This window comes from Xanthomonas indica (assembly GCF_040529045.1).
Taxonomy (GTDB): domain Bacteria; phylum Pseudomonadota; class Gammaproteobacteria; order Xanthomonadales; family Xanthomonadaceae; genus Xanthomonas_A; species Xanthomonas_A indica.
The window spans coordinates 1,382,019-1,406,723 of sequence record NZ_CP131914.1 but is presented as its reverse complement, the minus strand read 5'-3'; the positions used below and the strand labels follow the sequence as shown (position 1 = coordinate 1,406,723).

Below are 24,705 nucleotides of genomic sequence, written 5' to 3'. Positions count from 1 at the left end.
AGCTGTTGCCTTGACCAATCCCGAATCCCAAATCCCCAATCCCGAACTGGCCATCTCCGTCCGCGGCCTGGTCAATCGCTTCGGCAGCCAGACCGTGCACGAGGACCTGGACCTGGACGTGCGCCGCGGCGAGATTCTCGGCGTGGTCGGCGGCTCGGGCACCGGCAAGTCGGTGCTGATGCGCACCATCCTCGGCCTGCGCGACCCCGATGCCGGCAAGATCCAGGTGCTCGGCGTGGATACCGATTCCGGGCGCCGCGCCGATCGCCTGCACGTGGAGCGCAACACCGGCGTGCTGTTCCAGGACGGCGCGCTGTTCTCTTCGCTGACCGTCGGCGAGAACGTGCAGGTGCCGCTGAAGGAGCATTTCGGTGAACTGCCCGACAGCTGGCATTACGAACTGGCGCTGCTCAAGGTGAAGCTGGCCGGCCTGCCCGCCGATGCATTGAACAAGCTGCCCTCGCAGCTGTCCGGCGGCATGCGCAAGCGCGCCGGGCTGGCGCGCGCGCTGGCGCTGGACCCGCCACTGCTGTTCCTGGACGAACCCACCGCCGGCCTGGACCCGATCGGCGCGGCCGCCTTCGACCGGCTGATCCGCACCCTGCAGGAAGCGCTGGGCCTGACCGTGTTCCTCATCACCCACGATCTGGACACCTTGTACGCTATCTGCGACCGCGTGGCGGTGCTGGCCGACCGCAAGGTCATCGCCAACGCGCCGCTGGCCGAGATCGAGCAAGTGGACCATCCGTGGATCCAAGAGTATTTCCACGGCCCGCGCGCCCGCGCCGCACGCGATGCCAAGACCGCCTGGACCGAGACCCCCTGAGCCCATGGAAACCAAAGCCAATTACGTGCTGATCGGCGCCTTCACCATCGTGGTGGGAATCGCGCTGCTGCTGTTCGGACTCTGGGCCGCCAAGTACTCCTCCGACCGCACCTGGCAGGAATACCGCGTGGTGTTCCGCGAGGCGGTGACCGGCCTGTCGGTCGGCAGCCCGGTGCAGTACAACGGCATCGCGGTGGGGTCGATCACCGAGCTGACCCTGGCGCCGAACGACCCGCGCCAGGTGGTGGCGCGGATCCGGGTCAACTCGACCACGCCGATCAAGAGCGACACCCGCGCCAAGCTGGGCATCACCAGCCTGACCGGCCCGTCGATCATCCAGCTCTCCGGCGGCACGCCGGAAGCGCCGACGCTGACCTCGATCGACAACAGCGACGCGCCGATCATCCAGACCACGCCCTCGGCGCTGCAGAACATCACCGACACCGCCAACCGCATCGTCGAGCGCCTGGACGAGGTCCTCAGCGACCGCAACGTCGCCAGCATCACCGCCACCCTGCACAACCTGGAGACGATCAGCGGCGGCCTGGCCGACCGCGACCAGGGCATGCAGTCGCTGATCGTCAGCGCGCGCGACGCCGCGCGCAATCTAGACACCACGCTCAAGACCACCAACGGCACCATCCAGCGCCTGGACCAGAATCTGGTGCAACAGCTGCCGCCGATCCTGAACAAGCTGGAGGACACGCTGAGCAAGCTGGATTCGGCCGCGGGCAATGCCGACAAGATCCTTGGCGAGAACCGCTCGGCGATCAACAGCTTCGCCAACGACGGCCTCGGCCAGCTCGGCCCGACCCTGACCGAATTGCGCGGCCTGATCCGCGACCTGCGCCGGGTCAGCGACCGCCTGGACAACAACCCCGCGCGCTACCTGCTCGGCCGCGACGCCCCGAAGGAGTTCAAACCCAAATGAAGCCGATGCGCGCCTTCCTCCTGCTCGCCGTGCCGGCCCTGCTGCTGGCCGGCTGTTCGCTGACCGGCGGCAACAAGGAGCCGGTGACGATCTACGCGCCGGACGTGCGGGTGACCGCGGACCCGGCCTGGCCGCAGGTGCGCTGGCAACTGGCGCTGACCAAGCCCAGCGCCGCGCGCGTGGTCGACAGTGCGCGCATCGCGGTGCGCCCCACGCCGGACGAACTGCAGGTATACGGCGGCGTCAGCTGGGCGCAACCGGCCACCGACATGCTCGAGGACATGCTGCTGCGCGCGTTCGAGGATTCCGGACGCATTCCGGGCGTGGCCCGGCTCGGCACCGGCATCCGCGCCGACTACAAGCTGCTGCTGGACCTGCGCCGTTTCGAATCGGACTACGCCGGGCGCGCGGTGCCGTCGGCGACCATCGAGCTCAACGCCAAGCTGCTGTACAGCGCCGACCAACGCGTGGTCGCCTCGCGCACCTTCCTGGTGACCGAACCCGCCGCCGGCACCGCAGAATCGCAGGTGGTCGACGCCTTCGGCCAGGCGCTGTCGCAACTCGGCCGCGACGTGGTCGGCTGGACCCTGCAGCAGGGCCAGGCCGATGCCGCCACCGCGCTGGCCCCCAGCGTGCCGCCGCCGGCCAGCCCAAAGCCGCCGCGGCGCTGATTGACTCCCCTCTCCCACCGGGAGAGGGGTCGGGGGTGAGGGTACGACGGCCAGGGAGCCACCTTCTCCAGACACATTCCTGGCCACCCGACCCTCATCCGCCCCTTCGGGGCATCTTCTCCCGGTGGGAGAAGGAGTCAAGGCATCCGACGGCAACGGTGCCGCTTTTGCTCCCCTCTCCCACCGGGAGAGGGGTCGGGGGTGAGGGTACGGCGGCCGCGGAGTCATTTGCCCAGATACCTCCCTAGCCACCCGCCCCTCATCCGCCCCTTCGGGGCACCTCCTCCCGGTGGGAGAAGAAGTCAAGGCATCCGACGGCAACGGTGCCGCTTTGCTCCCCTCTCCCACCGGGAGAGGGGTCGGGGGTGAGGGTGCGGCGGCCGCGGAGTCATCCCCCCAGATACCGCCCTAGCCACCCGACCCTCATCCGCCCCTACGGGGCACCTTCTCCCAGTGGGAGAAGGGTGGGCGCTAGACGATCCGGCGGAACGTCAGGTTGATCCGCTCCCCCACCGGCTTGGCCGTGCGCGGCAGCGCATGCCGGTACAGGCGCTGGGTGTCGCCCGCCATCAGCAGCAGCCCGCCGGAGGTCAGTTCCAGCGCCTGGCGCAGTGCCGGCTCCTGACGATGGCGCAGCACGAAGCGACGCGTCGCACCCAGGCTCAGCGAGGCGATCACCGGCGCCGGGCCGAGTTCGCGCTCGTCGTCGCTGTGCCAGCCCATGGCGTCGCGGCCGTCGCGGTAGCGGTTGGCGAGCACGCTGTTGAAGGCCACCCCGGTCTCGGCCGCCAAGCGCGCGCGCAGCGACAGCAGCGCCTCTGGCCACGGATGCGGCGCGAAGCGGGTGCCGGAATAACGGTAGCTGGCGTCGGCGTCGCCGATCCAGCAGCTCAGCCGCGGCGAATCGACTAGCTTGCCGAACAGGCGGATCCGGTGCACCTCCCATGGCACGTCCCGCAACAACTGCGCGCACAGCGCCGCCGCCGCGGCCGGGTCCAGCCACTCGGGGTACCAGCGCAGATCGGCGCCAGGCAGGTCCAGTTCCATCGCGCCACGCTAGCATGCCGGCCACCACCATACGCCGGCGTGCGGAATTTGCCCCTTCACGCGCAAACCCTGAAAATGCAGGCAGCCAGAACGAGCCAAACGGGAGCGGAGCAGATGACGGGAACCGAGGGCGGCGCCAATGCGCCGGAGCCAGTGGAGCGCGACGTCATGGAATACGACGTCGTCACCGTCGGCGCAGGCCCGGCCGGGTTGGCGTTCGCGATCCGGCTCAAGCAGCTCAACCCCGACATCTCGGTCTGCGTGATCGAGAAGGCCAGCACCATCGGCGCGCACATCCTGTCCGGCGCGGTGATCGAACCGGCGCCGCTGGACGCGCTGCTGCCGGGCTGGCGCGACAACCCGCCGCCGATCTGCGTGCCGGCGGCCGAGGACGAGTTCTGGTACCTGAGCAAGGACGGCGGGCACAAGTTCCCGATGGTGCCGCCGGGCATGCGCAACCACGGCAACTTCATCGTCAGCCTCGGCGCGATGTGCGCCTGGCTGGCGCCGCAGGCCGAGGCGCTGGGCGTGGAGATCTATCCGGGCTTCGCCGCCGCCGAGACCCTGCACGCCGAGGACGGCACGGTGCTGGGCGTGCGCATCGGCGACATGGGCGTGGCCAAGGACGGGTCGCACAAGCCCGGCTACACCGCCGGCATCGACATCCGCGCCAAGGTCACGGTGCTGGCCGAAGGCGCGCGCGGACACCTGACCAAGCGTCTGATCGCGCGCTTCGCACTCGACGCCGGCCACGATCCGCAGGCGTTCTCGATCGGCATCAAGGAGCTGTGGCAGTTGCCCGAGGGCCGCGTCAGCCCCGGCAAGATCGTGCACACCCTGGGTTGGCCGGCCGACAGCAAGACCTATGGCGGCAGCTTCCTGTACCACCTGGAGAACAACCAGGTGGCGCTGGGCTACGTCAGCGGCCTGGACTACCACGATCCCGACTACCGCCCGTGGGAAGCCTTCCAGCAGTGGAAGAACCACCCGATGATGAAGTCGCTGCTGGAGGGCGGCACCATCCTCTCGGCCGGCGCGCGCGCCATCGCCAGCGGCGGCTGGCAGTCGCTGCCCAAGGTGGAGATGCCCGGCGCGCTGCTGATCGGCGATACCGCCGGCCTGCTCAACGTGCCCAAGATCAAGGGCACCCACCAGGCGATCCGCAGCGGCATGCTCGCCGCCGAACACCTCGCCGCCGGTGCCGCGCTGGACCCGGCCGGCTTCGACGCGCGCCTGCGCAACTCGGAAGTGATGGCCGAGCTCCGCCAGGTGCGCAACATCAAGCCCGGCTTCAAGAAGGGGCTGTGGTTCGGCCTGCTCAACGGTGCCTGGGAGACCCTGGTCAAGGGCGCCTCGCCGTGGACGCTGAAGGTCGGCGCCGACTGGAAGAGCCTGGACCGGCTGGGCGAACACGAGCAGCCCAAGCGCGACTACGTGCAGCGCGAGCTGGCCCCGCGGGACCGCCTGCAGGGCGTGTACTTCGCCGCCACCGAGCACGACGAGGACCAGCCGGTGCACCTGCATGTGCTCGATCCGCAGATCTGCGTGACCCGCTGCACCGAGGAATACGGCAACCCCTGCACGCGCTTCTGCCCGGCGGCGGTGTACGAGATCGTCGACGACGCGGCCGGCAAGCGCCTGCAGATCAACGCCGCCAACTGCGTGCACTGCAAGACCTGCGACATCAAGGATCCCTACGCGATCATCGATTGGGTGACGCCGGAAGGCGGCTCCGGGCCGAATTACCAGAACCTGTGAGCGGTCACCGGATGAGCGACTCCGTGTCGGCACGCCTGCGGGCAGGCATGTACCGCCTGTTGCGCATCGTGTTCCGGGCGATGCCGATCTCCGAAGGCGTGCGCGACCGATGGCGCAACTGGTTTCTCGATAGATACGCGAACTGGGTGCCGGAGGCGCCCAGAGGTCGCGTCGCGAGCGTCGGGAGCATGGCCCTGCGCCCTCTGCATCGCGCCGATGAAGCGGCGATCGGTCATGTGCCTTACCAGAAGGGCGTGCTGCCGTCGCCGCTGCCGGCAACCCTGGTCGCGTTCTATCTCCCGCAGTTCCATGCGATTCCGGAGAACGACGCATGGTGGGGCAAGGGCTTCACCGAGTGGCGCAACGTCAGCCGCGCCCTTCCGCAGTTCTATGGACACATGCAGCCACGGATCCCGGCTGATCTTGGGTTCTACAATCTGCGCGACCGCGAGGTGATGCGGCAGCAGGCGCAACTCGCCTCCGAGTACGGGATCGGTGCCTTCTGTTTCTATTTTTATTGGTTCGCAGGAACGACCCTGCTCGAGGACCCCATCCGCAACTGGCGCGATGACACGACCATTTCCTTGCCCTACTGCCTGTGCTGGGCCAACGAGAACTGGGCGCGCCGGTGGGACGGCCGCAATACCGACATCCTGATCGAGCAGCAACACAGCGACGCAGACGATCTGGCCTTCATCGCGCACTTGGCCACCTATCTCGCCGACCCTCGCTACTTGCGCATCGACGGCAAGCCGCTGGTGCTGGTCTATCGTCCCAATCTGATGCCGGACCCGAAGGCAACGGCGTCGCGTTGGCGCGCATGGTGCGCAGCCAATGGGATCGGCGAGATCCATCTTGCGTACGTCCAGGGGTTCGAGCGTCCCGACCCGCGCGATATCGGCTTTGATGCTGCCGTGGAGTTTCCGCCCAATATGAGTGCGCCGCCCTCGGTGGCTGGCGCACAGTTGTTGATCAATCCGGATTTTGCCGGGGAGGTGCTGGACTGGCGCGTCCTAGCGACCGAGATGGCAGCCAGGCCGTTGCAGGACTATCCGCTCTATCCCTGCGTCAATCCCGGCTGGGATAACGAGCCCCGCCGCTCCGGCAAGGGCCGCGTGTATCTCCATGCCTCTCCGCGCGGCTACGGGACATGGCTGTCGCAGACCATCCATGACCGGCTTGCGCCCGTTCCGACTGCGCAGCGCATGGTGTTCGTCAATGCCTGGAACGAATGGGCCGAAGGTGCCGTCCTGGAACCGGATGCGCGCCTGGGCCACGCATGGCTGGAAGCGACTCGCCGCGCATTGCAACCAAAGCGCCCCGCAAACGAACGCCCGCACGTCGTCATCCATGCCTGGTATGTCGATGTTCTGGAAGAATTACTGGCGCAGCTGCGCGAGGCGGCGTTCGACCACCAGCTCATCGTGACGACGACGGAACGCAACCTCGCCGGCGTCAACCTCGCCCTCAAACAACAAGGGATGGAGGCCGAGGTCGTGGTCCACGACAACCATGGCCGCGACATCCTGCCGTTCCTGCGCATCGCCGATCGCCTGCTCGATGCCGGTGTATCACTGGTGCTGAAGCTGCACACCAAACGCTCGGTGCATCGCCAGGATGGCGATCAATGGCGGCGCGAGATGGTGGGCAGCCTCCTCGACCGCGACCGGGTCAAGGCGATCGTGGAGGCCTTCCAGCAGCGTCCGGATCTCGGCCTGGTGGCCCCGGAAGGGCATCTCCAGCCCCTGAGCTTCTACTGGGGCGCAAACGAGCAGGCCGTGCGCGCCCTGGCCACGCGCATGGGTATGGCGCAACCGGACATCGAGAGCGCGGTCTTTGCAGGCGGCAGCATGTTCTGGGTGCGCCTGCAGGCGATTCAGCCCATTTTGGACTGCCACCTGCAGGCCGGCGAATTCGAGAAAGAGGCGGGACAGGTGGACGGCACCTTGGCGCACGCCATCGAGCGCCTGTTCAGTCTCTCCACGGTGGATCGGGGCTACGCCGTGACCAGCGCCGCCTCCCTCGTGGGGGCCGAGGACGCGTCCGCCGGCCCCTACAGGTACGCGCGCAGAGGCTAGATCACCCGGCCCGGATCGAGAACGGCACGCCGGTCTTGGCGACCAGTTCGGCCTCGTCCACGCCCTCGGCGGTTTCCACCAGTACCAGGCCGCTGTCGGTGACGTCGAACACGGCCAGGTCGGTGATGATGCGGTCGACCACGCCGACGCCGGTTAACGGCAGGTCGCAGGCCGGCAGGATCTTGTGGCTGCCGTGCTTGGCCACGTGTTCCATCAGCACGACCACGCGCTTGACCCCGGCCACCAGGTCCATCGCCCCGCCCATGCCCTTGACCATCTTGCCGGGCACCATCCAGTTGGCCAGGTCGCCCTTCTCGCTCACCTGCATCGCGCCGAGGATGGCCAGGTCGATATGGCCGCCGCGGATCATCGCGAAGGAATCGTGGCTGCCGAAGTAGCTGGCGCCGGCGCGGGCGGTGACGGTCTGCTTGCCGGCGTTGATCAGGTCGGCGTCGACCTCGTCCTCGGTCGGGAACGGGCCGATGCCGAGCAGGCCGTTCTCCGACTGCAGCCACACGTCCACGCCCTCGGGAATGTGGTTGGCGACCAGAGTCGGCAGGCCGATGCCCAGGTTCACGTAGGCGCCGTCGGTGAGTTCGCGGGCGGCGCGCTGCGCCATGTCGTCGCGGGTCCAGGCCATGTCAGGCGTCCTTCTGGCGCAGGGTGCGCTGTTCGATGCGTTTTTCGGGATGCGGGTTGTGCACGATGCGGTCGACGTAGATGCCGGGCAGGTGCACCTGGTCCGGATCCAGGCTGCCGGTCTCCACGACCTCCTCGACCTCGGCGATGCAGAGCTTGCCGGCCATTGCGCAGGCCGGGTTGAAGTTGCGCGCGGTCTTGCGGAACACCAGGTTGCCGGCGGCATCGGCCTTCCAGGCCTTGACCAGGGCCACGTCGGCATGCAGCGCGGTCTCCAGCACGTAGTGCTTGCCGTCGAATTCGCGGGTCTCCTTGCCCTCGGCCACCACCGTGCCGTAGCCGGTGGCGGTGAAGAACGCGGGGATGCCGGCACCGCCGGCGCGCAGGCGCTCGGCCAGGGTGCCCTGCGGGTTGAATTCCAGTTCCAGTTCGCCAGCCAGATACTGGCGCTCGAACTCCTTGTTCTCGCCGACGTAGGACGAAATCATCTTGCGGATCTGCCGCGTCGCCAGCAGCTGGCCCAGGCCGAAGCCATCGACGCCGGCATTGTTGGAGATCACCGTGAGGCCGCCGACGCCGCTGTCGCGCAAGGCCGCGATCAAGGCCTCGGGAATGCCGCACAGGCCGAACCCGCCGACCGCCAGGGTCTGCCCGTCCGCGACCACGCCGGCCAGCGCCGTGGCCGCATCGGGGAAAAGCTTGCCGCGCCGCCCGCTCACAGGGGTAGAGGTGTCGCCCATTCGCCAGCTCCGCATTGGAATGTAGACAGCTAGTTTAGCCGCTCGGGGACTGCGACCCCCGCCGCACCGCCGCAACGACCGATTAAGCGCCGTAACGTTACACTCGGGTTTCCCCCAACTAGGACCCTCTTCCATGTCGCTTCCCGCATTCAAGGCCTACGACATCCGCGGTCGCGTACCCGACGAACTGAACGAGGACTTGGCGCGCCGCATCGGCGTGGCGCTGGCGGGGCAATTGGACAGCGGTCCGGTGGTAGTCGGCCATGACGTGCGCCTGGCCAGCCAGGGGCTGCAGGACGCGCTGTCGGCCGGCCTGCGTGCCAGCGGCCGCGAGGTCATCGACATCGGCCTGTGCGGCACCGAGGAAGTGTATTTCCAGACCGACCACCTGCAGGCCGCCGGCGGCGTGATGGTCACCGCCAGCCACAATCCGATGGACTACAACGGCATGAAGCTGGTGCGCGAGAACGCGCGCCCGATCAGCTCCGACACCGGCCTGTTCGCGATCCGCGACACCGTCGCGGCCGATACCGCGGCGGCCGCCGAGCCGACCGCCGCCGAGCATCACCGCCCGGACAAGAGCGCCTACATCGAACACTTGCTCAGCTATGTCGATCGCGCCACGCTCAAACCGCTGAAGCTGGTGGTCAACGCCGGCAACGGCGGCGCCGGCGCCATCGTCGACCTGCTGGCGCCGCACCTGCCGTTCGAATTCGTGCGCGTCTTCCACGAGCCGGACGGGCACTTCCCCAACGGCATTCCCAACCCGCTGCTGCCGGAGAACCGCGCCGCCACCGCCAACGCGGTCAAGCAGCACGGCGCCGACTTCGGTATCGCCTGGGACGGCGACTTCGACCGCTGCTTCTTCTTCGACGCCGACGGCCGCTTCATCGAGGGCTACTACCTGGTGGGCCTGCTGGCGCAGGCGATCCTGGCCAAGCAGCCGGGTGGCAAGGTCGTGCACGACCCGCGCCTGACCTGGAACACCATCGAACAGGTCGAGGAAGCCGGTGGCATCCCGGTGCTGTGCAAGAGCGGCCATGCCTTCATCAAGGAGAAGATGCGCAGCGAGAACGCCGTGTACGGCGGCGAGATGAGCGCGCACCACTATTTCCGCGAATTCGCCTATGCCGACTCGGGGATGATCCCGTGGCTGCTGATCGCCGAGCTGGTGTCGCAGTCCGGCCGATCGCTGGCCGACCTGGTCGAGGCGCGCATGCAGAAGTTCCCGTGCAGCGGCGAGATCAACTTCAAGGTCGCCGACGCCAAGGCGGCGGTGGCACGGGTGATGGAACACTTCGCCTCGCATGCGCCGACGCTGGACTACACCGATGGCGTCAGCGCCGAATTCGCCGACTGGCGTTTCAACCTGCGCAGTTCCAACACCGAACCGCTGCTGCGCCTGAACGTGGAAACCCGCGGCGACGCGGCGCTGCTGGAGCAGCGTACGCAAGAAATTTCCGATCTGCTGAAAGCATGATCGTTCCCTTTCCTTTCTCTTCCCCCTTCAACGGATCCATGGAGTCCTTCCGTTCATGAGCGACATTCTGCCCATCATCCTGTCCGGTGGTTCCGGCACCCGCCTCTGGCCGCTGTCGCGCGAGGCGTATCCCAAACAGTTCCTGCCGTTGGTGGGAGACACCACCATGTTGCAGTCGACCTGGCTGCGCGCTGCGCCGATCGCCGGCCGCCCCCCCATCCTGGTGGCCAATGAAGAACACCGCTTCATTGCCGCAGAGCAACTGCAGCAACTCGGCGTCACGCCGGGCACGATCCTGCTCGAACCGAAGGGCCGCAACACCGCCCCCGCCATCGCGGTCGCGGCGATGGAGGCGATGCGTGAGGGTGCCGACCCGCTGCTGCTGGTCCTGCCATCCGATCACGTGATCCTGGACGAAGCCGCGTTCCAGGCCGCGGTCCAGGCCGCCGCGTCTTCGGCGGCCGACGGCAAGCTGGTGACCTTCGGGATCAAGCCGACCGCGCCGGAGACCGGCTACGGCTACATCAAGGCGGCTGCCGGGGTCGGCGCGCGCGCCGTCGAGCGCTTCGTCGAAAAGCCCGACCTGTCCACTGCCCAGGGGTATCTGACCTCGGGCGAGTACTATTGGAACAGCGGCATGTTCCTGTTCCGCGCTTCGCGCTACCTGGAAGAACTGCGCAAGTTCCAGCCCGCCATCGCCGATGCCTGCACCAAGGCGTGGCAGTCGGCAAAGCGCGACGCCGACTTCACCCGCCTGGACAAGGACGCCTTCGCCGCCAGCCCCTCCGACTCCATCGACTACGCCGTGATGGAGAAGACCGCCGACGCGGTAGTGGTGCCGCTGGACGCGAAGTGGAGCGACGTCGGGTCGTGGTCGGCACTGCTGGATGTGTCGCCGCAGGACGCCAACGGCAACGCCCACCACGGCGACGTGATCGAGATCGATTGCCGCAACACCTACGCCTACGGCTCGCGTCTGATCGCGATGGTGGGCCTGCAGGACGTGGTGGTGGTGGAAACCGACGACGCCGTGCTGGTCGGGCACAAGGAGCGCATCCAGGAAGTGAAGGACGTCGTCGGCAAGATCAAGGCCAACGGCCGCTCCGAAGCCACCTGGCACCGCAAGGTGTACCGCCCGTGGGGCGCCTACGATTCGATCGACAATGGCCAGCGCTTCCAGGTCAAGCGCATCACGGTCAAGCCCGGCGCCACGCTGAGCCTGCAGATGCATCACCACCGCGCCGAGCACTGGATCGTGGTCAGCGGCACCGCTGAGGTCACCCGTGGCGACGAGGTGCTGCTGCTCACCGAGAACCAGAGCACCTACATCCCGCTCGGGGTGACGCATCGTTTGAAGAACCCCGGCAAGCTGCCGCTGGAACTGATCGAAGTGCAGTCGGGCAGCTACCTGGGCGAGGACGACATCGTGCGCTTCGAGGACACCTACGGGCGCACCTGAGTTCGGCATCCGCCGCAAACGCAAAGAGCCGGGCACTGCCCGGCTCTTTGTTTTTCACCGATGCCATTTTGCAGTGCGCGCCGTCTCAGGCGGACGGCGCTGCCGCGGCGAGTTCGCCGATCACCTGGCGCAGACCATCGCGCCACTGCGGCAGTTCCAGCGCGAAATCGCGCTGCAGGCGCGACACATCCAGGCGCGAATACGCCGGGCGCTTGGCCGGGGTCGGATACTCCGCGGTGGTGATCGGCAGCACCCGCGGCGCGCGCGGCAACAGGCCCGCTGCCACCGCCTCGGCAAAGATCGCCTCGGCGAAGCCGTGCCAGGTGGTCTCGCCGGCCGCGGTCAGATGCCAGGTACCGGACGGCAGCGTCGCGCGCTGGGACAGCACGCGCGCGGTGACATCCGCGATCAGCGCCGCTGGCGTCGGTGTGCCAACTTGGTCGGCGACCACCCGCAGTTCGTCGCGATCAGCACCGACGCGCAGCATGGTGCGCAGGAAATTGTTCCCGTGCGCGGCGTACACCCAGGCGGTGCGGAAGATCAGGTGCTGCGCACCGGACGCGCGGATCGCCTCCTCGCCGGCCAGCTTGGTGGCGCCATACACGCCCAGCGGCGCGGTCGGTGCATCTTCGGGATAGGGCTGGGTACCCTGGCCGTCGAACACGTAGTCGGTGGAGTAATGCACCAGCGGCACGCCATGCGCTGCGCACCAGGCGGCGATCGCCGCCGGCGACTCGGCATTGGCGCGATGCGCCGCCTCGGCGTCCTGCTCGGCGCGATCGACCGCGGTGTAGGCCGCGGCGTTGACCACCGCCGATGGCCGCAGCCGGTCCAGCAGTTCGCCCAAGGTCTGCGGCTGGTCGAAGTCGGCGCGCTCGCAGGCGCTGCCGTCGGGCAACTGGCCGCTGCGCGTGGTCGCGACCACCGGCCCCTGCCCGGCCAGCGCCCGCAGCAGTTCCTGCCCGACCTGGCCGTTGCCGCCGAAGACCAGCACGCTCATGGCTGGTAGACCGGCAGACGCTCGACTGGGATCTCGGCGAGGAAAGGAGTAATGGCATCCTTGGCCGACAACACGGGATCGGCGATCGGCCAATCCACACCGATCGCGGCATCGTCCCAGCGCACACCAGCGTCGGCTTCCTTGACGTACACGTCGGTGCACAGATAGCTGAACACCGCGCGCTCCGACAACACAGCGAAACCGTGAGCAAACCCTTCCGGTATCCAGAGCTGCTTGTTGTTTTCGGCACTCAACACCACCGCAGTCCAGCGGCCGAAGTGCGGCGATCCATGGCGGATGTCGACGGCCACGTCGTACACCTCGCCCTCCAGCACGCTGACCAATTTTCCTTGCGGCCGCGGCCACTGGTAGTGCAGGCCTCGCAAAACGCCCTTGGCAGAAGCAGAAACATTGCTTTGTACGAACCGCGTAGGCAGTCCGTGTTCTCCGAAACGCTCTGCGTTCCAAGTCTCGAAGAAATAGCCGCGCGCGTCGCCGAACACTGCTGGCTCGATCACCACGCAGCCAGGCAGATTGGTTTCAATCACTTTCACGGAACGGATCCTCGTACAGCCAGTTCATGCAGGTAGGTGCCATAAGCGTTCTTGCGCAGCGGAGCGGCAAGTTTCTCCAGCTGCGCCGCATCGATCCATCCCTGCCCGAAGGCGATCTCTTCCGGACAGCACACCTGCAGGCCCTGTCGCGACTGGATGGTCTCGATGAAATTGGAGGCCTCGTGCAGCGACTGGTGGGTGCCGGTATCCAGCCACGCGTAGCCGCGACCCAACGCTTCCAGGTGCAGTTCGCCGGCTTCCAGGTAACGGCGGTTGAGATCGGTGATCTCCAGTTCGCCGCGCGGCGAGGGCTTCAGCTCCGCGGCATGTTCGCTGGCTTGGCCATCGTAGAAATACAGGCCGGTGACCGCGTAGTTGGAGCGCGGCTTGGCCGGCTTTTCCTCGATGTCGATGACCTTGCCGGAAGCGTCGAACTCGGCCACGCCGTAGCGCTCGGGGTCGTTGACCCAGTAGCCGAACACGGTCGCGCCGTGCTGGCGCGCATCGGCGCGGCGCAGGGTCTCGGTCAGGCCGTGGCCGTGGAAGATGTTGTCGCCCAGCACCAGGCAGCTCGGCTTGCCGGCAACGAAGTCGCGGCCGATCAGGTAGGCCTGGGCCAGCCCGTCCGGGCTAGGCTGCACCGCGTACTGGATATCCATGCCCCACTGCGCGCCATCGCCCAGCAGCGCCTGAAACAGCGCCTGCTCATGCGGGGTGTTGATGATCAGCACCTCGCGGATGCCGGCCAGCATCAGCACGCTGAGCGGGTAGTAGATCATCGGCTTGTCGTACACCGGCAGCAGCTGCTTGCTGACACCCTTGGTGATCGGGTAGAGCCGCGTGCCGGAGCCGCCAGCGAGGATGATGCCCTTGCGTTGTGTCATGAGGTAGTTCCTGGTGAAGCCCGCACCTGCATGGGGGACTCTTTCGAGGCGCGCGCGTTACGCCGCGGTGCCGATGCGTTCCAGTCGATAGCTGCCGTCGAGCACGCCCTGCACCCAGTCCTGATGGCTCAGGTACCAGTCCACGGTGAGCGCGATGCCCTGTTCGAAGGTGTACTGCGGTTCCCAGCCCAGTTCGTTCTTCAGCTTGGACGCATCGATGGCATAGCGGCGGTCGTGGCCGGGCCGATCGGCGACGTAAGTGATCTGGTTGACACGCGGCTTACCGTCTTCGCGCGGACGCCGCGCGTCCAGCAGCGCGCAGATCGCCTGCACCACTTCGATGTTCTCTTTCTCGGAATTGCCGCCGACGTTGTAAGTCTCGCCGACCTTGCCCTTGGCCAGCACGGTACGGATCGCCTCGCAGTGGTCGCCGACGAACAGCCAGTCGCGTACCTGCTTGCCGTCGCCGTACACCGGCAGCGGCTCGCCGGCCAGCGCCTTGGCGATCACCAGCGGGATGAGCTTCTCGGGGAAGTGGTACGGGCCGTAGTTGTTGGAGCAGTTGGTGGTCAGCACCGGCAGGCCGTAGGTGTGGTGGAACGCGCGCACCAGATGGTCGGACGCGGCCTTGGACGCCGAGTACGGCGAGTTCGGCGCATACGGCGTGGTTTCGCTGAACTTGCCGGTCTCGCCGAGCGTCCCGTAGACCTCGTCGGTGGACACGTGCAGGAAGCGGAACGCGTCGCGGCGGTCTTCAGGCAGCGCCTTCCAGTGATCGCGCACCGACTCCAGCAGACCGAGGGTGCCGACCACGTTGGTCTGGATGAAGGCACCGGGCCCGTCGATCGAGCGATCCACGTGGCTTTCGGCGGCGAAATTGACCACGGCGTCGGGCTGGTGCTCGGCGAGCAGGCGGCCCACCAGATCGCGGTCGCCGATATCGCCGTGCACGAACACATGGTCCGGGTTGCCGTCCAGCGACGCCAGCGTGTTCAGGTTCCCGGCGTAGGTCAACGCGTCCAGGTTGATCACACGGATGCCGCGCGCCACCGCCTCGAGCACGAAATTACCGCCGATGAAACCGGCACCGCCGGTCACGAGCCAAGTGGACACTGTGCGTCTCTCCTGATTGGCGCCACTGGCGCCCGCTTCCCAAACATCACAGGATATACGTTTTGTATGAATGGATCGTGGTTAAACCGAGGGCTGAGACAATAGCCCGCGCCAACCATACGCCCTCGCATGGTCCCCCGCGCCCGGTTAGAATCCTCCGACTGCCCCGTGCCAGCCGCCGCGGCCGGGCCTTCCCGCACTGCTGAAGGATCTCGTACACGATGAAAATCCTCGTCGCCTACAAGCGCGTGGTGGACTACAACGTCCGCATCCAGGTCAAGCCGGACGGCTCCGGCGTGGTCACCGAGGGCGTCAAGCTCTCCGCCAACCCGTTCGACGAAATCGCCCTGGAAGAGGCGCTGCGCCTGCGCGACGCCGGCATCGCCAGCGAGGTGGTGGTCGCCACCATCGCCCCGGCCGACGCCGCCGCGCACCTGCGCAACGGCCTGGCAATGGGCGCCAACCGCGCCATCCACGTGGTCGCCGATGCGGCGATCCAGCCGCTGACCGCCGCGCGCACCCTGCTCAAGCTGGTCGAGCAGGAGCAGCCGGACCTGGTGATCCTCGGCAAGCAGGCCATCGACGACGACGCCAACCAGACCGGGCAGATGCTGGCCACGCTGTGGGGCCGGCCGCAGGCGACCTTCGCCGGCAAGCTGGTGGTGGCCGACGGCAAGGCCACGGTGACCCGCGAGGTCGACGCCGGCCTGGAGACCCTGGAAGTGGATCTGCCGGCGGTGGTCACCACCGACCTGCGCCTGAACGAGCCGCGCTTCATCAAGCTGCCGGACATCATGAAGGCCAAGAGCAAGCCGCTGCAGACGCTGGCCTTCGCCGACCTGGGCGTGGAGGCCAACGACAGCCTCACCACCACCCACTACGCCCCGCCGGCCAAGCGCAGCCGCGGCGTGATGGTCAAGGATGCCGCCGAACTGGTGGCCGCACTGAAGAACAAGGGGTTGCTGTAATGGCCAAGATCCTCGTCGTCGCCGAACATCTCAACGGGCAGCTCAACGCCGCCACCGCCAAGTGCGTCAGCGCCGCGCAGGCGCTGTCGGCCGAGGCCATCGACATCGTGGTGCTGGCCGCCGATCCGGCCGCGGTGGCTGCCCAGGCCGCGCAGATCGCCGGCGTGGCCCGCGTCCTCACTGTCGCCAATGCCGCCAACGAACACGCCATCGCGCAGGTGCTGGGTCCGCAGATCGCTGCCCTGGCGGCAGGCTACACCCACGTGTTCGGCCCCTCCACCACGTTCGGCAAGGACCTGATGCCGGTGGTGGCCGCCCTGCTCGGCGTCAACCAGATCTCCGACCTGATGGCCGTGGACGGCGACTACGCGTTCAAGCGCCCGATCTACGCCGGCAACGCCATCATCAGCGTGCAGGCGCCGGCTGACCAGATCGTGGTCGCCACCGTGCGCAGCGCCTCCTGGCCGGAAGCGGCACAGGGCGGCAGCGCGGCGGTCGAAGCGGCCAGCGTGGACGCGACGTTGCCGAGCCACACCCGCTTCCTCGGCCTCGCCGCCGGCAAGTCCGACCGACCCGACCTGCAGAGCGCCAAGCGCGTGGTGTCCGGCGGCCGCGGCGTCGGCTCGGCGGAGAACTTTCAGATTATCTACCAACTCGCGGACAAGCTCGGCGCCGCGGTCGGCGCCTCGCGCGCGGCGGTCGACGCAGGGTACGTGCCCAATGAGCTGCAGGTCGGCCAGACCGGCAAGATCATCTCGCCGGAGTTGTACGTGGCAGTTGGCATTTCCGGCGCCATCCAGCACCTGACCGGCATCAAGGACGCCGGCACCATCGTCGCGATCAACAAGGACCCGGAATCGCCGATCTTCGAGATCGCCGACATCGGCCTGGTCGGCGACCTGTTCCAGCTCCTTCCGGAGTTGAGCTCCGCGCTGGGCTAACTGACGACTGCCGCATGATCAAAAGATCATGCGGCTTGTCGGTAGAACCGCGGTCGGACGCCCACCCAATGACCGAGCCTCATAGAAGAATCTAAAGACGGCTGTGGCGGAGGACTTTGGCAGTCCTACCCGTTGCCTTTCAAGAGTTCATCAAAAACATCACAGCGCCGTAGGCAATCGAACTTGGCGCGTGCTGGCGTCTCTTGTGGCTCGGCGCTACGGCTGGATGCCCAGCCTCCCGCCGTAATGCCGGATGCAACCATGAGGACCCGTTACTCTGGGCGCTGGCGCGGCGCCAACAAGCCGGTCAGGGCACGGCGTGGAATTGAGGCAATGTCGTAGCCCAAGAACGCGAGCAGGAACTGCAGACCTGAGACCGCTGCAACGGTCGCAATCATCACCGTCCCGAGCGGAGTAGCGATACCATGGTGCGCCGATTGCCACCAATGCCATCCGCCAAATGTGAAAGCCAAAAAGAGCAAGGCCAATGCCGCCACCAGCTCGAACGACGCCACCGAGAGATCTCGCAGGAAATAGTTATAAACAATGCGCTTGAAAGTATTACGGATGTGCTTGAACGCAAACTCGCCCAGAATCTTACTGACCTTTAGCCCGCTTTCTTCATCACCGTATCTGGCATCCATCGGAATATCGACCACCACGGCGCGCATCGTATTGAGCCGAAACAGGATGTCAGTTTCAAAGAAGTAGCGCTTGCTGATCTGATCCATGGGCAAATGACTGGCGACAGATGAACTGATCGCCGTATAACCGTTAGTTGGATCAAACAGATCCCAGTAACCCGTCGATGCCTTGGACATGAAACTGAGACCCAGGTTGCCGATCCGGCGCAGCAATGGCATCTGCTTGATCTGCCGCAAATCCCAAAAGCGGTTGCCCTTCGTGTAGTCCGCTTCCCCACGAAGAATGGGCGCAATGAACTGCGGCAGAAGTGCAGGATCCATCTGCCCGTCCCCATCGATCTTTACGGCAACAGCAGCACCATCGGAGATTGCTCGCCGATAGCCGGTCATCACCGCTCCACCGACCCCTTGGTTGACAGAATGGCGCAGCACCCGCACCCGTGGATCGCTGATGTGCGACTCAATGAAGTCGCCGCTTCCCTCTGGACAAGCATCGTCCACGCAGTAGATGACATGAACCTCAGGCCCCACCGCGGCAACAACGGACTGAATATGGCGCTTCACCCGATAACAGGGAATGACCATGGCAACAACGGACGGAGGCGGCACACTCATCGATAGATCCAATGCTTAGAAATGAAGAAACTCGCCAGCGCCAGCAAGACATCACCGGCAGGCTTGGCGGTCCACGCCCAACCCATTCCCGCGTAACGCCCCACCACCCACACTAGCGCAGAACTCAAGATGCTCATGACCACCCAGGTCAGAGCGAACCGCACTGCCTGAGTCCGGCTCAGGGCAGCAACACTTTCACCACTGCCGAAGGTGTACTTTCCATTTAACCAAAAGCCGAACACAGCGCCACCGACACGACCAACGAGATTGGCGGCAATCAGCGGCGCTCCGCCCCAGGTGAGCGCGACGAACAGCATCCAGTCGATCGCCAACTGGATACCGCCAACGAACCCGAATTTTGCCATCTGCGCGAGCAGGGGACCCCACTTGTCACGAAGACGCAGCAACCGTGGCGATCGTGCCATTGCAGGCAGCGGACTCATTTGATGTTCAACACCGTTTTCGCATCAAATGCGCAGCGGCTTGCCCTAGCCTCATTACCGATCACCAGCATTACGTCATAGTGACCTGCCGGAACTCCCGTCAGGTCCATCGACACGGTCAAGCCTGCCTTCGACGGCTTGCTCGCGGCGAAACGCGGGGCGGCACTGACATCCGGCCGATCCGAGCGATCGGCCTTGAAGTATCGGGCAGCACCGGATGCATCGCGCAGCTCCAGATAGGCGTCCGGTTGCTCGACGACCTTCGTGTCAACCGCCCAACCGACTGCGCGCGCCGGCGTAGAAGAAGAGAGCGACCAACCGTCGGCACCATGCTGCGCGCCCTCGATCACGTCGAGATAGCAAGCCTGTGCAGAATCCGCGTTCGCCTGCTGCAGCCAGGCTGGCGGCGCGCTCAACGGGGCAGCTCCCTTGGGTGCAGGAGCTGCCGAAGTCTTGCCCGGTTCCATGCTCGCCGGTGCATCTACACGGCCACAACCTGAGAGCAGCAATGCTCCACCGACAAGTACCGCAAAGTATTTCATACTCGACCTCCACTCAGTAGGTTCTCGAAATAGGCGGCGTGTGCCTTCGCCTGGCGCTGAACTGTAAACCGCCTTGCTCGTTCGCGACCAGCCGCTACCATTTCGGCGACATAGGAATCGTCGGTCGACGCGCGGCTGAGCGCTTCAAGCATCTCCGCTGGATCTTCGGGATTTTTCAGCAGATGGCTGGCGCCGAGGCCGATCTCACGCAGCGAACTGTTATCCGACGTGATCACCATGGTACCGCAAGCCATCGACTCGACCACCGGCAGGCCAAAGCCTTCGTACAACGAGGGATAGATAAAGGCCCTCGCTTGACTGTAAAGCGCGGGAAGGTCCTCAAGCGGAACATAACCCAAGGTCTGCACACGTCCATTTGCTGCCGCCATCAATTTTCGCAGGTCTTCGTTCTTCCAACCGGAAGCCCCTACCACCACGAGCTTCTCTTCTCCCTTATAGGACAGCATTGCCTTCAGGAGGGTCTTGAGATTCTTGCGCGGCTCGATGCTACCCACATACAGGAAGTACTTTTCAGGAAGATCATAGCGTTGCTGCACGCTTCGCCGCTGGACAAGCGACGCTGGCTTGAACAGTTCGTCATCAACAGCGCAATGGATCGTTACGATGCGCTCCTCGGCAACTCCATAATGGCGAATAAAGTCCCTACGACTACTTTCAGAAATAGCTACGAACTTGGCACCTTCCTTCACCGCACGATCAAAATTACTTGAACAGAGCCGGACGTTTTCCTCAGTATGAAACTGCGGATGAGACAGGAATGTGGTGTCGTACACCACCATCACCGCAGCCGTCCCCAAGCCCTGCGGATACACGTTTCCGGAGCAATACACCAAGTCCATGCCAGGTACGAAATGGTCCTCGTCGCGATAAGCAGGCAGTGGCCCCCGGTACGTCGTCATGCCACTGCCACGCAAGGTGGTCAGGGCATTGCTGCGCCCTGGCGCGTAGTCAGGATGAACGAAGTCACCAAATCCCGGTAGCAGCAAATAATCATGCTCTCGTCCATATTCCGCCTGATAGGCAGATATTCCCTTGACCAGCGTTGCCACATAGCGACCGACACCTGAAACCTCGCCCACGACAGCGCGCGACGCGTCGATAGCGATCCTGGGGCGCATCTTGACCTGACTCCGCTCCGCATTGTGCGTACCGTCGACAATATCGGCAATACGAGCATGCATACGTTTTGCGGAATGCTTCAGCGACCAGTGGTTGAATACGTCCTGAGCGGCCTGATCGCCCTTGGCACGCGACTCCTCCTGATTTTCAAAGGCGCGGCGCAACAAGTGGACGAGGTGTTCCTCATCGGGCAGCGCCCATTTGAATCCAGTGTAGTAAGGACACTTTGCTTCAGCGGGAACCAGCGAAACCTGTAATGGGTAGCTGTTATCCTCGTCCATGAATGCCTGCTGCGCACTCCAGTAACTGGCGATTACCGGAACTCCGCATGCCATCGCCTCCAGCAAGGGCATTCCCCAACCTTCACCGCGTGTCGGAAGCACGAAGCAATCAGCGGATCGATAGAGTTGCGCGATTTGATAGTAGGGAACCGACTCGTTCACCGAATAGACAACACGCCCCCCTTCAGGATCAAGTTTCAGACCGCGTATAACAGCCTCTGGGTCCACGCCCGGATCATGATTGGAGTACTTGCAGATCAACACAACCGGATCGGCGCGACGGAAAGCGCGATTGAATGCTCGCAGAAGGATCTCGGGAGACTTACGTTCACCCCACTCGAACACCGACAAGAAAGTATAGACCCCTTCAATCCGCTCACTTCTAATCCGCGGATTAAAATAGTTGGTGTCGATCAGAGCAAGCGGCATCACGTTCACAGGCACCTTGACGCCACAGCGCTGGAAGGTCCATTTATTGAACTCGGTGGGCACCCAAACTTCATCGACAGAATTGCATCCCTCCACCCATTCGACGGGGATACCCGTCGTCTCCAGCATGGTGTAACCGATGCGGTATCCACTGGTCACCTTGCCGAACGCATCCGCCTGACCATATACCAGATGAGGCACGCCATCTTCGACGATCGGACGCTGCTTGATCATTTCCAGCATGTAGACGCCGGTACTCTGCGTCCTCGCCTCATCGACAGGAAAAACAGTCCCCGGACCGTAAAGATACTCGTAAGACACAGACACGCCAGCGCCATCCAACCCCAACGCAATTTGCCGCGCGGTCATGGCATAACCGACTGGACGGAAAAAAGTAGAGTGCAAGTTGACCTGGTACTTGTACCGAGCGTCTAGCACATCCTTCCATTTGCCAAGGAACGTCTCCTTGGACTTAAGAAACATGTCGTTGAGATTGACCTTGTTGACAGAGGTCGAGCCATGCTCACGGTGACGAACCGTCAGCGTTCCGCAATTGATGACCCGAAAGCCCGCTGCCCGCGCCTTGAGGCAATAGTCGGTATCTTCGTAATAAGAAAAAAAGTCTTCATCCAGGAACCCAACTGCATCCATGACCTCCCGACGAATGTAAACACACGCGAAGACCACGCCCTCAACGTCTTGGTCGAAGCCGTACTGATTGATATCTTTCTCGCCCGACCCTAACTGCTGCCCCCAATAGCTGCGGTCAGGCATGTAAGTGCCAGCATGCTGAAAGTCATCCGCATCGAGGCGACGAATGCGACAACCAACGACGCCAGCGCCAGCATGGCCATACGCCGTTGACTGCAGCTTGCTGATCCAGAGAGGATCATCGATCTCGGTGTCGTTGTTCAACAATATTACGTCGCGGTCACGCTCGATCAAGCGCAAGGCCGCATTGTTCCCTCGCACGAACCCAAGGTTCTCACCATTGAAGATGGTGGAAATTCCCGGGACCTTCTTCAGATAATCAATGGTACCGTCGGTACTGCCGTTGTCCACGACAATGACTTCCACTTCATTCGCATTGGTATTACGCAGAACGCTCGCAAGGCACGGCTTGGTATATTCCAGTCCATTCCAGGTCAAGATCACGACCGAAACCGGGCGCGACGCCATTGGAAGACCTGCGGCGCTTGAGCTTGTGTCTTTTTCAGTACTCATGTCAGTTCACTTTGTAGATGCTGCAGGTGCCGGTGTCAGGGATGCGGGTTGCATGAGTCACCTCGATGCGATCATCGGCGAGGACATACCGGACCTGTCCCAATGCCTGAGCATCAACCACTCCACCATTAGGCAACATGCGCATTGCGACAGGCAGATACGGCAACCAAAATGCATTATCGACCAGCTCACGACGACCACTGGCGACAACGGCGACTCCACCGGGGGAGTGCGCGATAATTTCTTCAGCAAGCGCACTACAGCGCGCATCGAACGCACCCGGACTACGGCTCAGCTCGCGCCACGTCGCTGCGTTGCTCGCCAGAAGCCAGGCCCCCAGAAGCAGCAACTGAAGCGCTCGCCGACCAACGCCGTCGCGCATGGCGGCTACCAGCAAGAGGAGCAGCCCCAGACCAACGAACCAGCAACGCGTGGAGCGATACAGTTGGGCCTCCATGCTGTCTACCGTCGAGCCAAACCAAGGGCTGAGGTGAAACTTGAGGACCATCAGGAATAGCACAGCGGCGGTCATCACCACCGCAATGATGGCCCAATAGGCGCCCCAAGCTGCGACAGACTCATCCAATTTAGGCCGCCTCTTGAACATAAGAATCAAAAGCAGCGGAAAAGAAGAAAAGTAATAGCGACTATGCCAGCGACCCAATCCACCAAGATCGCTTGGCGCAATACCGATTGTGAAAACTATCGCCATTCCTATCGCAGCGGCTGTCGCCATCAACATGAAAAGCGTAGCCTTCCAGTTGACTCGCTCCATCTCATGATTCCGCTGCGCGATCAAGAATCCGATCCCAGCGGCCAACGACAGACTGAAGGGAATTGCAAGAATGGTCAAATGCCCGAGCAACAGGCCAGCAAAGCCCGGCAGATCCGATATGATCGTATCCCGCCAGCCATGCAGGCGATTTCCGTACATGCCCAGTCCGTCGGTGGCGGGCGAAGCCAGGCTGACCGAAACCAACTTGAAGGCGACATAGCTGGCAACCACCGCCAGCAACCAGGTCGGACGAGTGATGAATCGGGACAAATTACGTTCTTTTAACGAAACAATCGCCATCGTTGCGACCAAAGCCAGCAACACCGTGACGCCATTGAGCCTGACGTTGAGCACCATTCCGATCGAAAAACCGAACAGCAGAGAAGCAGCCCAGGAGTCAGGACGTTCCAGATATCTCAGGCCAGCCCAGCAGGCCCAGAGATACAAAGGAAAGTACAACACCTCCGTGGCGGCATAAGCGGAAATGAAAATACTCGGCAAAGCGACAGCTGCCAACGCCACCAAGAGACTAAGACGCCCAGCGATAAAACGGCGCGCCATCAGGTAGACCGGGAAAATCGCCGCCGTGACCACCAGTGCGTTGATCAACCTTATACCAGTATAAAACCCGTCGCCCGCCATGAAGCTAGGTGCGATCAGATACGGGTACAGCATGTTCGGCATATTGGTCGCATGCAGGATCTGTTCGGGCATGGGAATGCCAGAACGACCACCTCCAGCCCAGATGCCAGCCGCGATCATCTTGTACAAATACTCGTCGCCGGACCAATACGGCAACATCTGCACAACCATGAACCGAACAAACGCGCAGCCCAGCCACAAGGCAACGAGCAACGAGCATGGAACGCGCACTTCTTCGGCTGCAACTTCCTCATACGTCCAGCGTGCGACCAGCGCAGCAAACATAACGATCGCAGCCAACAGAATAACGGTCAGTAGATAGCCGACCCAGATTCTCCACTTCGGAACCTGCACCACGCGGATGTCGCTGACATGCAACCCTGCAGGGCCATCGTAGAAAATGCGCAGGAATACGGTATCCGGGACATTCTCCCCGACATCCATCGTGTCTGCCCAATGCAGCGATGCCTGCCCCGGCTGGGTACCGAAGCTTCGCTCCTGGGCCGGGTTGTCATAGCCAGGACCGAATAGATCGACAACGATATCCGCCGGACCTCCTGGCGAGGCATCCACGGAGAACGAGAAGCCGTAGCGCTGCCCTGGCTCCAGCTTGAACTGACCCATCAGCATGTGCGAGCGCCCAGCCCCGGTTGCCCTGAAACCGGAACCGTCCTCGCCGAAGCCATCCGTATGAATGGCTTCGGCTTGCAACTGCGTAGCGTAACGAGGATCGGCCTGGAATGCGTTCCAGCAGATCAACAGTAGTGCCGACACAATGAGGGCAACCACTACCTGTATCGGGCGCGGCCGACTCCAACGCTGCTGCCACATGCCCATTCCCCCTTGCTCACCCACGTTGCTTCTCATGTCCCCGGCCTGAA

General features: G+C 64.2%; 21 protein-coding genes. 9 read left to right on the top strand and 12 right to left on the bottom strand.

Annotation, left to right across the window (positions count from 1 at the left end; translation table 11 throughout):
* Positions 1–10: 10 nt before the first annotated feature.
* Genes Q7W82_RS06060 through Q7W82_RS06050 form a run of 3 tightly spaced genes read left to right on the top strand, consistent with a single transcriptional unit; the run spans position 11 to position 2,428 of the window.
* Positions 11–826: an ABC transporter ATP-binding protein gene (locus tag Q7W82_RS06060; protein ID WP_242159733.1), complete on the top strand. Its 816-nt coding sequence runs from the start codon at positions 11–13 to the stop codon at positions 824–826.
* A 4-nt stretch (positions 827–830) separates the two neighbouring features.
* Positions 831–1,757, top strand: coding sequence for an MlaD family protein (locus Q7W82_RS06055; RefSeq protein ID WP_242081818.1), 927 nt, complete (start codon positions 831–833; stop codon positions 1,755–1,757).
* The gene (locus Q7W82_RS06050; protein WP_242159732.1) at positions 1,754–2,428 is read left to right on the top strand and encodes an ABC-type transport auxiliary lipoprotein family protein; all 675 of its coding nucleotides are present in this window, start codon (positions 1,754–1,756) and stop codon (positions 2,426–2,428) included. Before Q7W82_RS06055 ends, Q7W82_RS06050 begins: the two co-directional genes overlap by 4 nt.
* Before the next feature lie 471 nt (positions 2,429–2,899).
* On the opposite strand, the gene Q7W82_RS06045 is transcribed toward Q7W82_RS06050, so the two are convergent.
* Positions 2,900–3,475 carry an alpha-ketoglutarate-dependent dioxygenase AlkB gene (locus tag Q7W82_RS06045; RefSeq protein WP_242159731.1) on the bottom strand — a complete coding sequence of 192 codons (576 nt, stop codon included), beginning with the start codon at positions 3,473–3,475 and terminating at the stop codon, positions 2,900–2,902.
* A 114-nt stretch (positions 3,476–3,589) separates the two neighbouring features.
* Between Q7W82_RS06045 and Q7W82_RS06040 the strand changes: the two genes are divergently transcribed.
* Together Q7W82_RS06040 and Q7W82_RS06035 are read left to right on the top strand one after the other, a co-directional pair.
* Positions 3,590–5,233 (top strand): electron transfer flavoprotein-ubiquinone oxidoreductase, encoded by a 1,644-nt coding sequence (locus tag Q7W82_RS06040; RefSeq protein ID WP_242159730.1) that lies wholly within the window; start codon positions 3,590–3,592, stop codon positions 5,231–5,233.
* An 11-nt stretch (positions 5,234–5,244) separates the two neighbouring features.
* Positions 5,245–7,311: a glycoside hydrolase family 99-like domain-containing protein gene (locus Q7W82_RS06035; RefSeq protein WP_242159729.1), complete on the top strand. Its 2,067-nt coding sequence runs from the start codon at positions 5,245–5,247 to the stop codon at positions 7,309–7,311.
* 1 nt (position 7,312) lies between these two features.
* Here the strand turns inward: Q7W82_RS06035 and Q7W82_RS06030 are convergent, their stop codons facing one another.
* Positions 7,313–7,951, bottom strand: a complete 639-nt coding sequence (locus tag Q7W82_RS06030) for a CoA transferase subunit B (RefSeq protein WP_242159728.1) — start codon at positions 7,949–7,951, stop codon at positions 7,313–7,315.
* A 1-nt stretch (position 7,952) separates the two neighbouring features.
* On the bottom strand, positions 7,953–8,690 hold the full coding sequence (locus Q7W82_RS06025) for a CoA transferase subunit A (protein WP_242159727.1): 738 nt from the start codon (positions 8,688–8,690) through the stop codon (positions 7,953–7,955).
* A 133-nt stretch (positions 8,691–8,823) separates the two neighbouring features.
* Here Q7W82_RS06025 and Q7W82_RS06020 point away from each other — a divergent pair, with 133 nt between their 5' ends.
* Together Q7W82_RS06020 and Q7W82_RS06015 are read left to right on the top strand one after the other, a co-directional pair.
* Positions 8,824–10,170, top strand: coding sequence for a phosphomannomutase/phosphoglucomutase (locus Q7W82_RS06020; RefSeq protein ID WP_017911208.1), 1,347 nt, complete (start codon positions 8,824–8,826; stop codon positions 10,168–10,170).
* Positions 10,171–10,225: 55 nt separating this feature from the next.
* A complete protein-coding gene (locus Q7W82_RS06015) occupies positions 10,226–11,629 on the top strand; it encodes a mannose-1-phosphate guanylyltransferase/mannose-6-phosphate isomerase (protein WP_242159726.1) in 1,404 nt (467 codons plus the stop codon).
* An 85-nt stretch (positions 11,630–11,714) separates the two neighbouring features.
* Here Q7W82_RS06015 and rfbD read toward each other — a convergent pair whose 3' ends face one another.
* From rfbD to rfbB, 4 genes are read right to left on the bottom strand one after another with little or no spacing between them, the layout of a single operon-like run.
* Positions 11,715–12,629, bottom strand: a complete 915-nt coding sequence (rfbD, locus tag Q7W82_RS06010; protein WP_242159725.1) for a dTDP-4-dehydrorhamnose reductase — start codon at positions 12,627–12,629, stop codon at positions 11,715–11,717.
* Positions 12,626–13,183: a dTDP-4-dehydrorhamnose 3,5-epimerase gene (gene rfbC, locus Q7W82_RS06005; RefSeq protein ID WP_242159724.1), complete on the bottom strand. Its 558-nt coding sequence runs from the start codon at positions 13,181–13,183 to the stop codon at positions 12,626–12,628. Before rfbC ends, rfbD begins: the two co-directional genes overlap by 4 nt.
* Positions 13,180–14,067 (bottom strand): glucose-1-phosphate thymidylyltransferase RfbA, encoded by an 888-nt coding sequence (rfbA, locus tag Q7W82_RS06000; protein ID WP_242159723.1) that lies wholly within the window; start codon positions 14,065–14,067, stop codon positions 13,180–13,182. The genes rfbC and rfbA overlap by 4 nt, the downstream gene beginning before the upstream one ends.
* Positions 14,068–14,124: 57 nt before the next feature.
* Positions 14,125–15,180, bottom strand: a complete 1,056-nt coding sequence (gene rfbB / locus Q7W82_RS05995; RefSeq protein WP_242159722.1) for a dTDP-glucose 4,6-dehydratase — start codon at positions 15,178–15,180, stop codon at positions 14,125–14,127.
* A gap of 221 nt (positions 15,181–15,401) precedes the next feature.
* Here rfbB and Q7W82_RS05990 point away from each other — a divergent pair, with 221 nt between their 5' ends.
* Together Q7W82_RS05990 and Q7W82_RS05985 are read left to right on the top strand one after the other, a co-directional pair.
* The gene (locus Q7W82_RS05990; protein ID WP_152236056.1) at positions 15,402–16,148 is read left to right on the top strand and encodes an electron transfer flavoprotein subunit beta/FixA family protein; all 747 of its coding nucleotides are present in this window, start codon (positions 15,402–15,404) and stop codon (positions 16,146–16,148) included.
* Positions 16,148–17,089, top strand: coding sequence for an electron transfer flavoprotein subunit alpha/FixB family protein (locus Q7W82_RS05985; RefSeq protein ID WP_242159721.1), 942 nt, complete (start codon positions 16,148–16,150; stop codon positions 17,087–17,089). The genes Q7W82_RS05990 and Q7W82_RS05985 overlap by 1 nt, the downstream gene beginning before the upstream one ends.
* 272 nt (positions 17,090–17,361) lie before the next feature.
* On the opposite strand, the gene Q7W82_RS05980 is transcribed toward Q7W82_RS05985, so the two are convergent.
* Genes Q7W82_RS05980 through Q7W82_RS05960 form a run of 5 tightly spaced genes read right to left on the bottom strand, consistent with a single transcriptional unit; the run spans position 17,362 to position 24,691 of the window.
* A complete protein-coding gene (locus Q7W82_RS05980) occupies positions 17,362–18,348 on the bottom strand; it encodes a glycosyltransferase family 2 protein (protein WP_242159720.1) in 987 nt (328 codons plus the stop codon).
* Positions 18,345–18,791, bottom strand: a complete 447-nt coding sequence (locus Q7W82_RS05975; RefSeq protein ID WP_242159719.1) for a GtrA family protein — start codon at positions 18,789–18,791, stop codon at positions 18,345–18,347. The genes Q7W82_RS05980 and Q7W82_RS05975 overlap by 4 nt, the downstream gene beginning before the upstream one ends.
* Positions 18,788–19,333 (bottom strand): hypothetical protein, encoded by a 546-nt coding sequence (locus Q7W82_RS05970; protein ID WP_242159718.1) that lies wholly within the window; start codon positions 19,331–19,333, stop codon positions 18,788–18,790. Before Q7W82_RS05970 ends, Q7W82_RS05975 begins: the two co-directional genes overlap by 4 nt.
* A complete protein-coding gene (locus Q7W82_RS05965) occupies positions 19,330–22,407 on the bottom strand; it encodes a glycosyltransferase (RefSeq protein ID WP_242159717.1) in 3,078 nt (1,025 codons plus the stop codon). The genes Q7W82_RS05970 and Q7W82_RS05965 overlap by 4 nt, the downstream gene beginning before the upstream one ends.
* A 1-nt stretch (position 22,408) precedes the next feature.
* Complete coding sequence (locus Q7W82_RS05960; RefSeq protein ID WP_242159716.1) at positions 22,409–24,691, bottom strand: glycosyltransferase family 39 protein; 2,283 nt, start codon at positions 24,689–24,691, stop codon at positions 22,409–22,411.
* Between the last annotated feature and the right edge of the window lie 14 nt (positions 24,692–24,705).

Bases quoted from the DNA above. Each gene is read 5' to 3' on its own strand.
- Q7W82_RS06055 (WP_242081818.1), top strand. From the start codon at position 831: ATGGAAACCAAAGCCAATTACGTGCTGATCGGCGCCTTCACCATCGTG.
- Q7W82_RS06050 (WP_242159732.1), top strand. From the start codon at position 1,754: ATGAAGCCGATGCGCGCCTTCCTCCTGCTCGCCGTGCCGGCCCTGCTG.
- Q7W82_RS06045 (WP_242159731.1), bottom strand. From the start codon at position 3,475: ATGGAACTGGACCTGCCTGGCGCCGATCTGCGCTGGTACCCCGAGTGG.
- Q7W82_RS06040 (WP_242159730.1), top strand. From the start codon at position 3,590: ATGACGGGAACCGAGGGCGGCGCCAATGCGCCGGAGCCAGTGGAGCGC.
- Q7W82_RS06035 (WP_242159729.1), top strand. From the start codon at position 5,245: ATGAGCGACTCCGTGTCGGCACGCCTGCGGGCAGGCATGTACCGCCTG.
- Q7W82_RS06030 (WP_242159728.1), bottom strand. From the start codon at position 7,951: ATGGCCTGGACCCGCGACGACATGGCGCAGCGCGCCGCCCGCGAACTC.
- Q7W82_RS06025 (WP_242159727.1), bottom strand. From the start codon at position 8,690: ATGGGCGACACCTCTACCCCTGTGAGCGGGCGGCGCGGCAAGCTTTTC.
- Q7W82_RS06020 (WP_017911208.1), top strand. From the start codon at position 8,824: ATGTCGCTTCCCGCATTCAAGGCCTACGACATCCGCGGTCGCGTACCC.
- Q7W82_RS06015 (WP_242159726.1), top strand. From the start codon at position 10,226: ATGAGCGACATTCTGCCCATCATCCTGTCCGGTGGTTCCGGCACCCGC.
- rfbD (WP_242159725.1), bottom strand. From the start codon at position 12,629: ATGAGCGTGCTGGTCTTCGGCGGCAACGGCCAGGTCGGGCAGGAACTG.
- rfbA (WP_242159723.1), bottom strand. From the start codon at position 14,067: ATGACACAACGCAAGGGCATCATCCTCGCTGGCGGCTCCGGCACGCGG.
- Q7W82_RS05990 (WP_152236056.1), top strand. From the start codon at position 15,402: ATGAAAATCCTCGTCGCCTACAAGCGCGTGGTGGACTACAACGTCCGC.
- Q7W82_RS05985 (WP_242159721.1), top strand. From the start codon at position 16,148: ATGGCCAAGATCCTCGTCGTCGCCGAACATCTCAACGGGCAGCTCAAC.
- Q7W82_RS05980 (WP_242159720.1), bottom strand. From the start codon at position 18,348: ATGAGTGTGCCGCCTCCGTCCGTTGTTGCCATGGTCATTCCCTGTTAT.
- Q7W82_RS05975 (WP_242159719.1), bottom strand. From the start codon at position 18,791: ATGAGTCCGCTGCCTGCAATGGCACGATCGCCACGGTTGCTGCGTCTT.
- Q7W82_RS05970 (WP_242159718.1), bottom strand. From the start codon at position 19,333: ATGAAATACTTTGCGGTACTTGTCGGTGGAGCATTGCTGCTCTCAGGT.
- Q7W82_RS05965 (WP_242159717.1), bottom strand. From the start codon at position 22,407: ATGAGTACTGAAAAAGACACAAGCTCAAGCGCCGCAGGTCTTCCAATG.
- Q7W82_RS05960 (WP_242159716.1), bottom strand. From the start codon at position 24,691: ATGAGAAGCAACGTGGGTGAGCAAGGGGGAATGGGCATGTGGCAGCAG.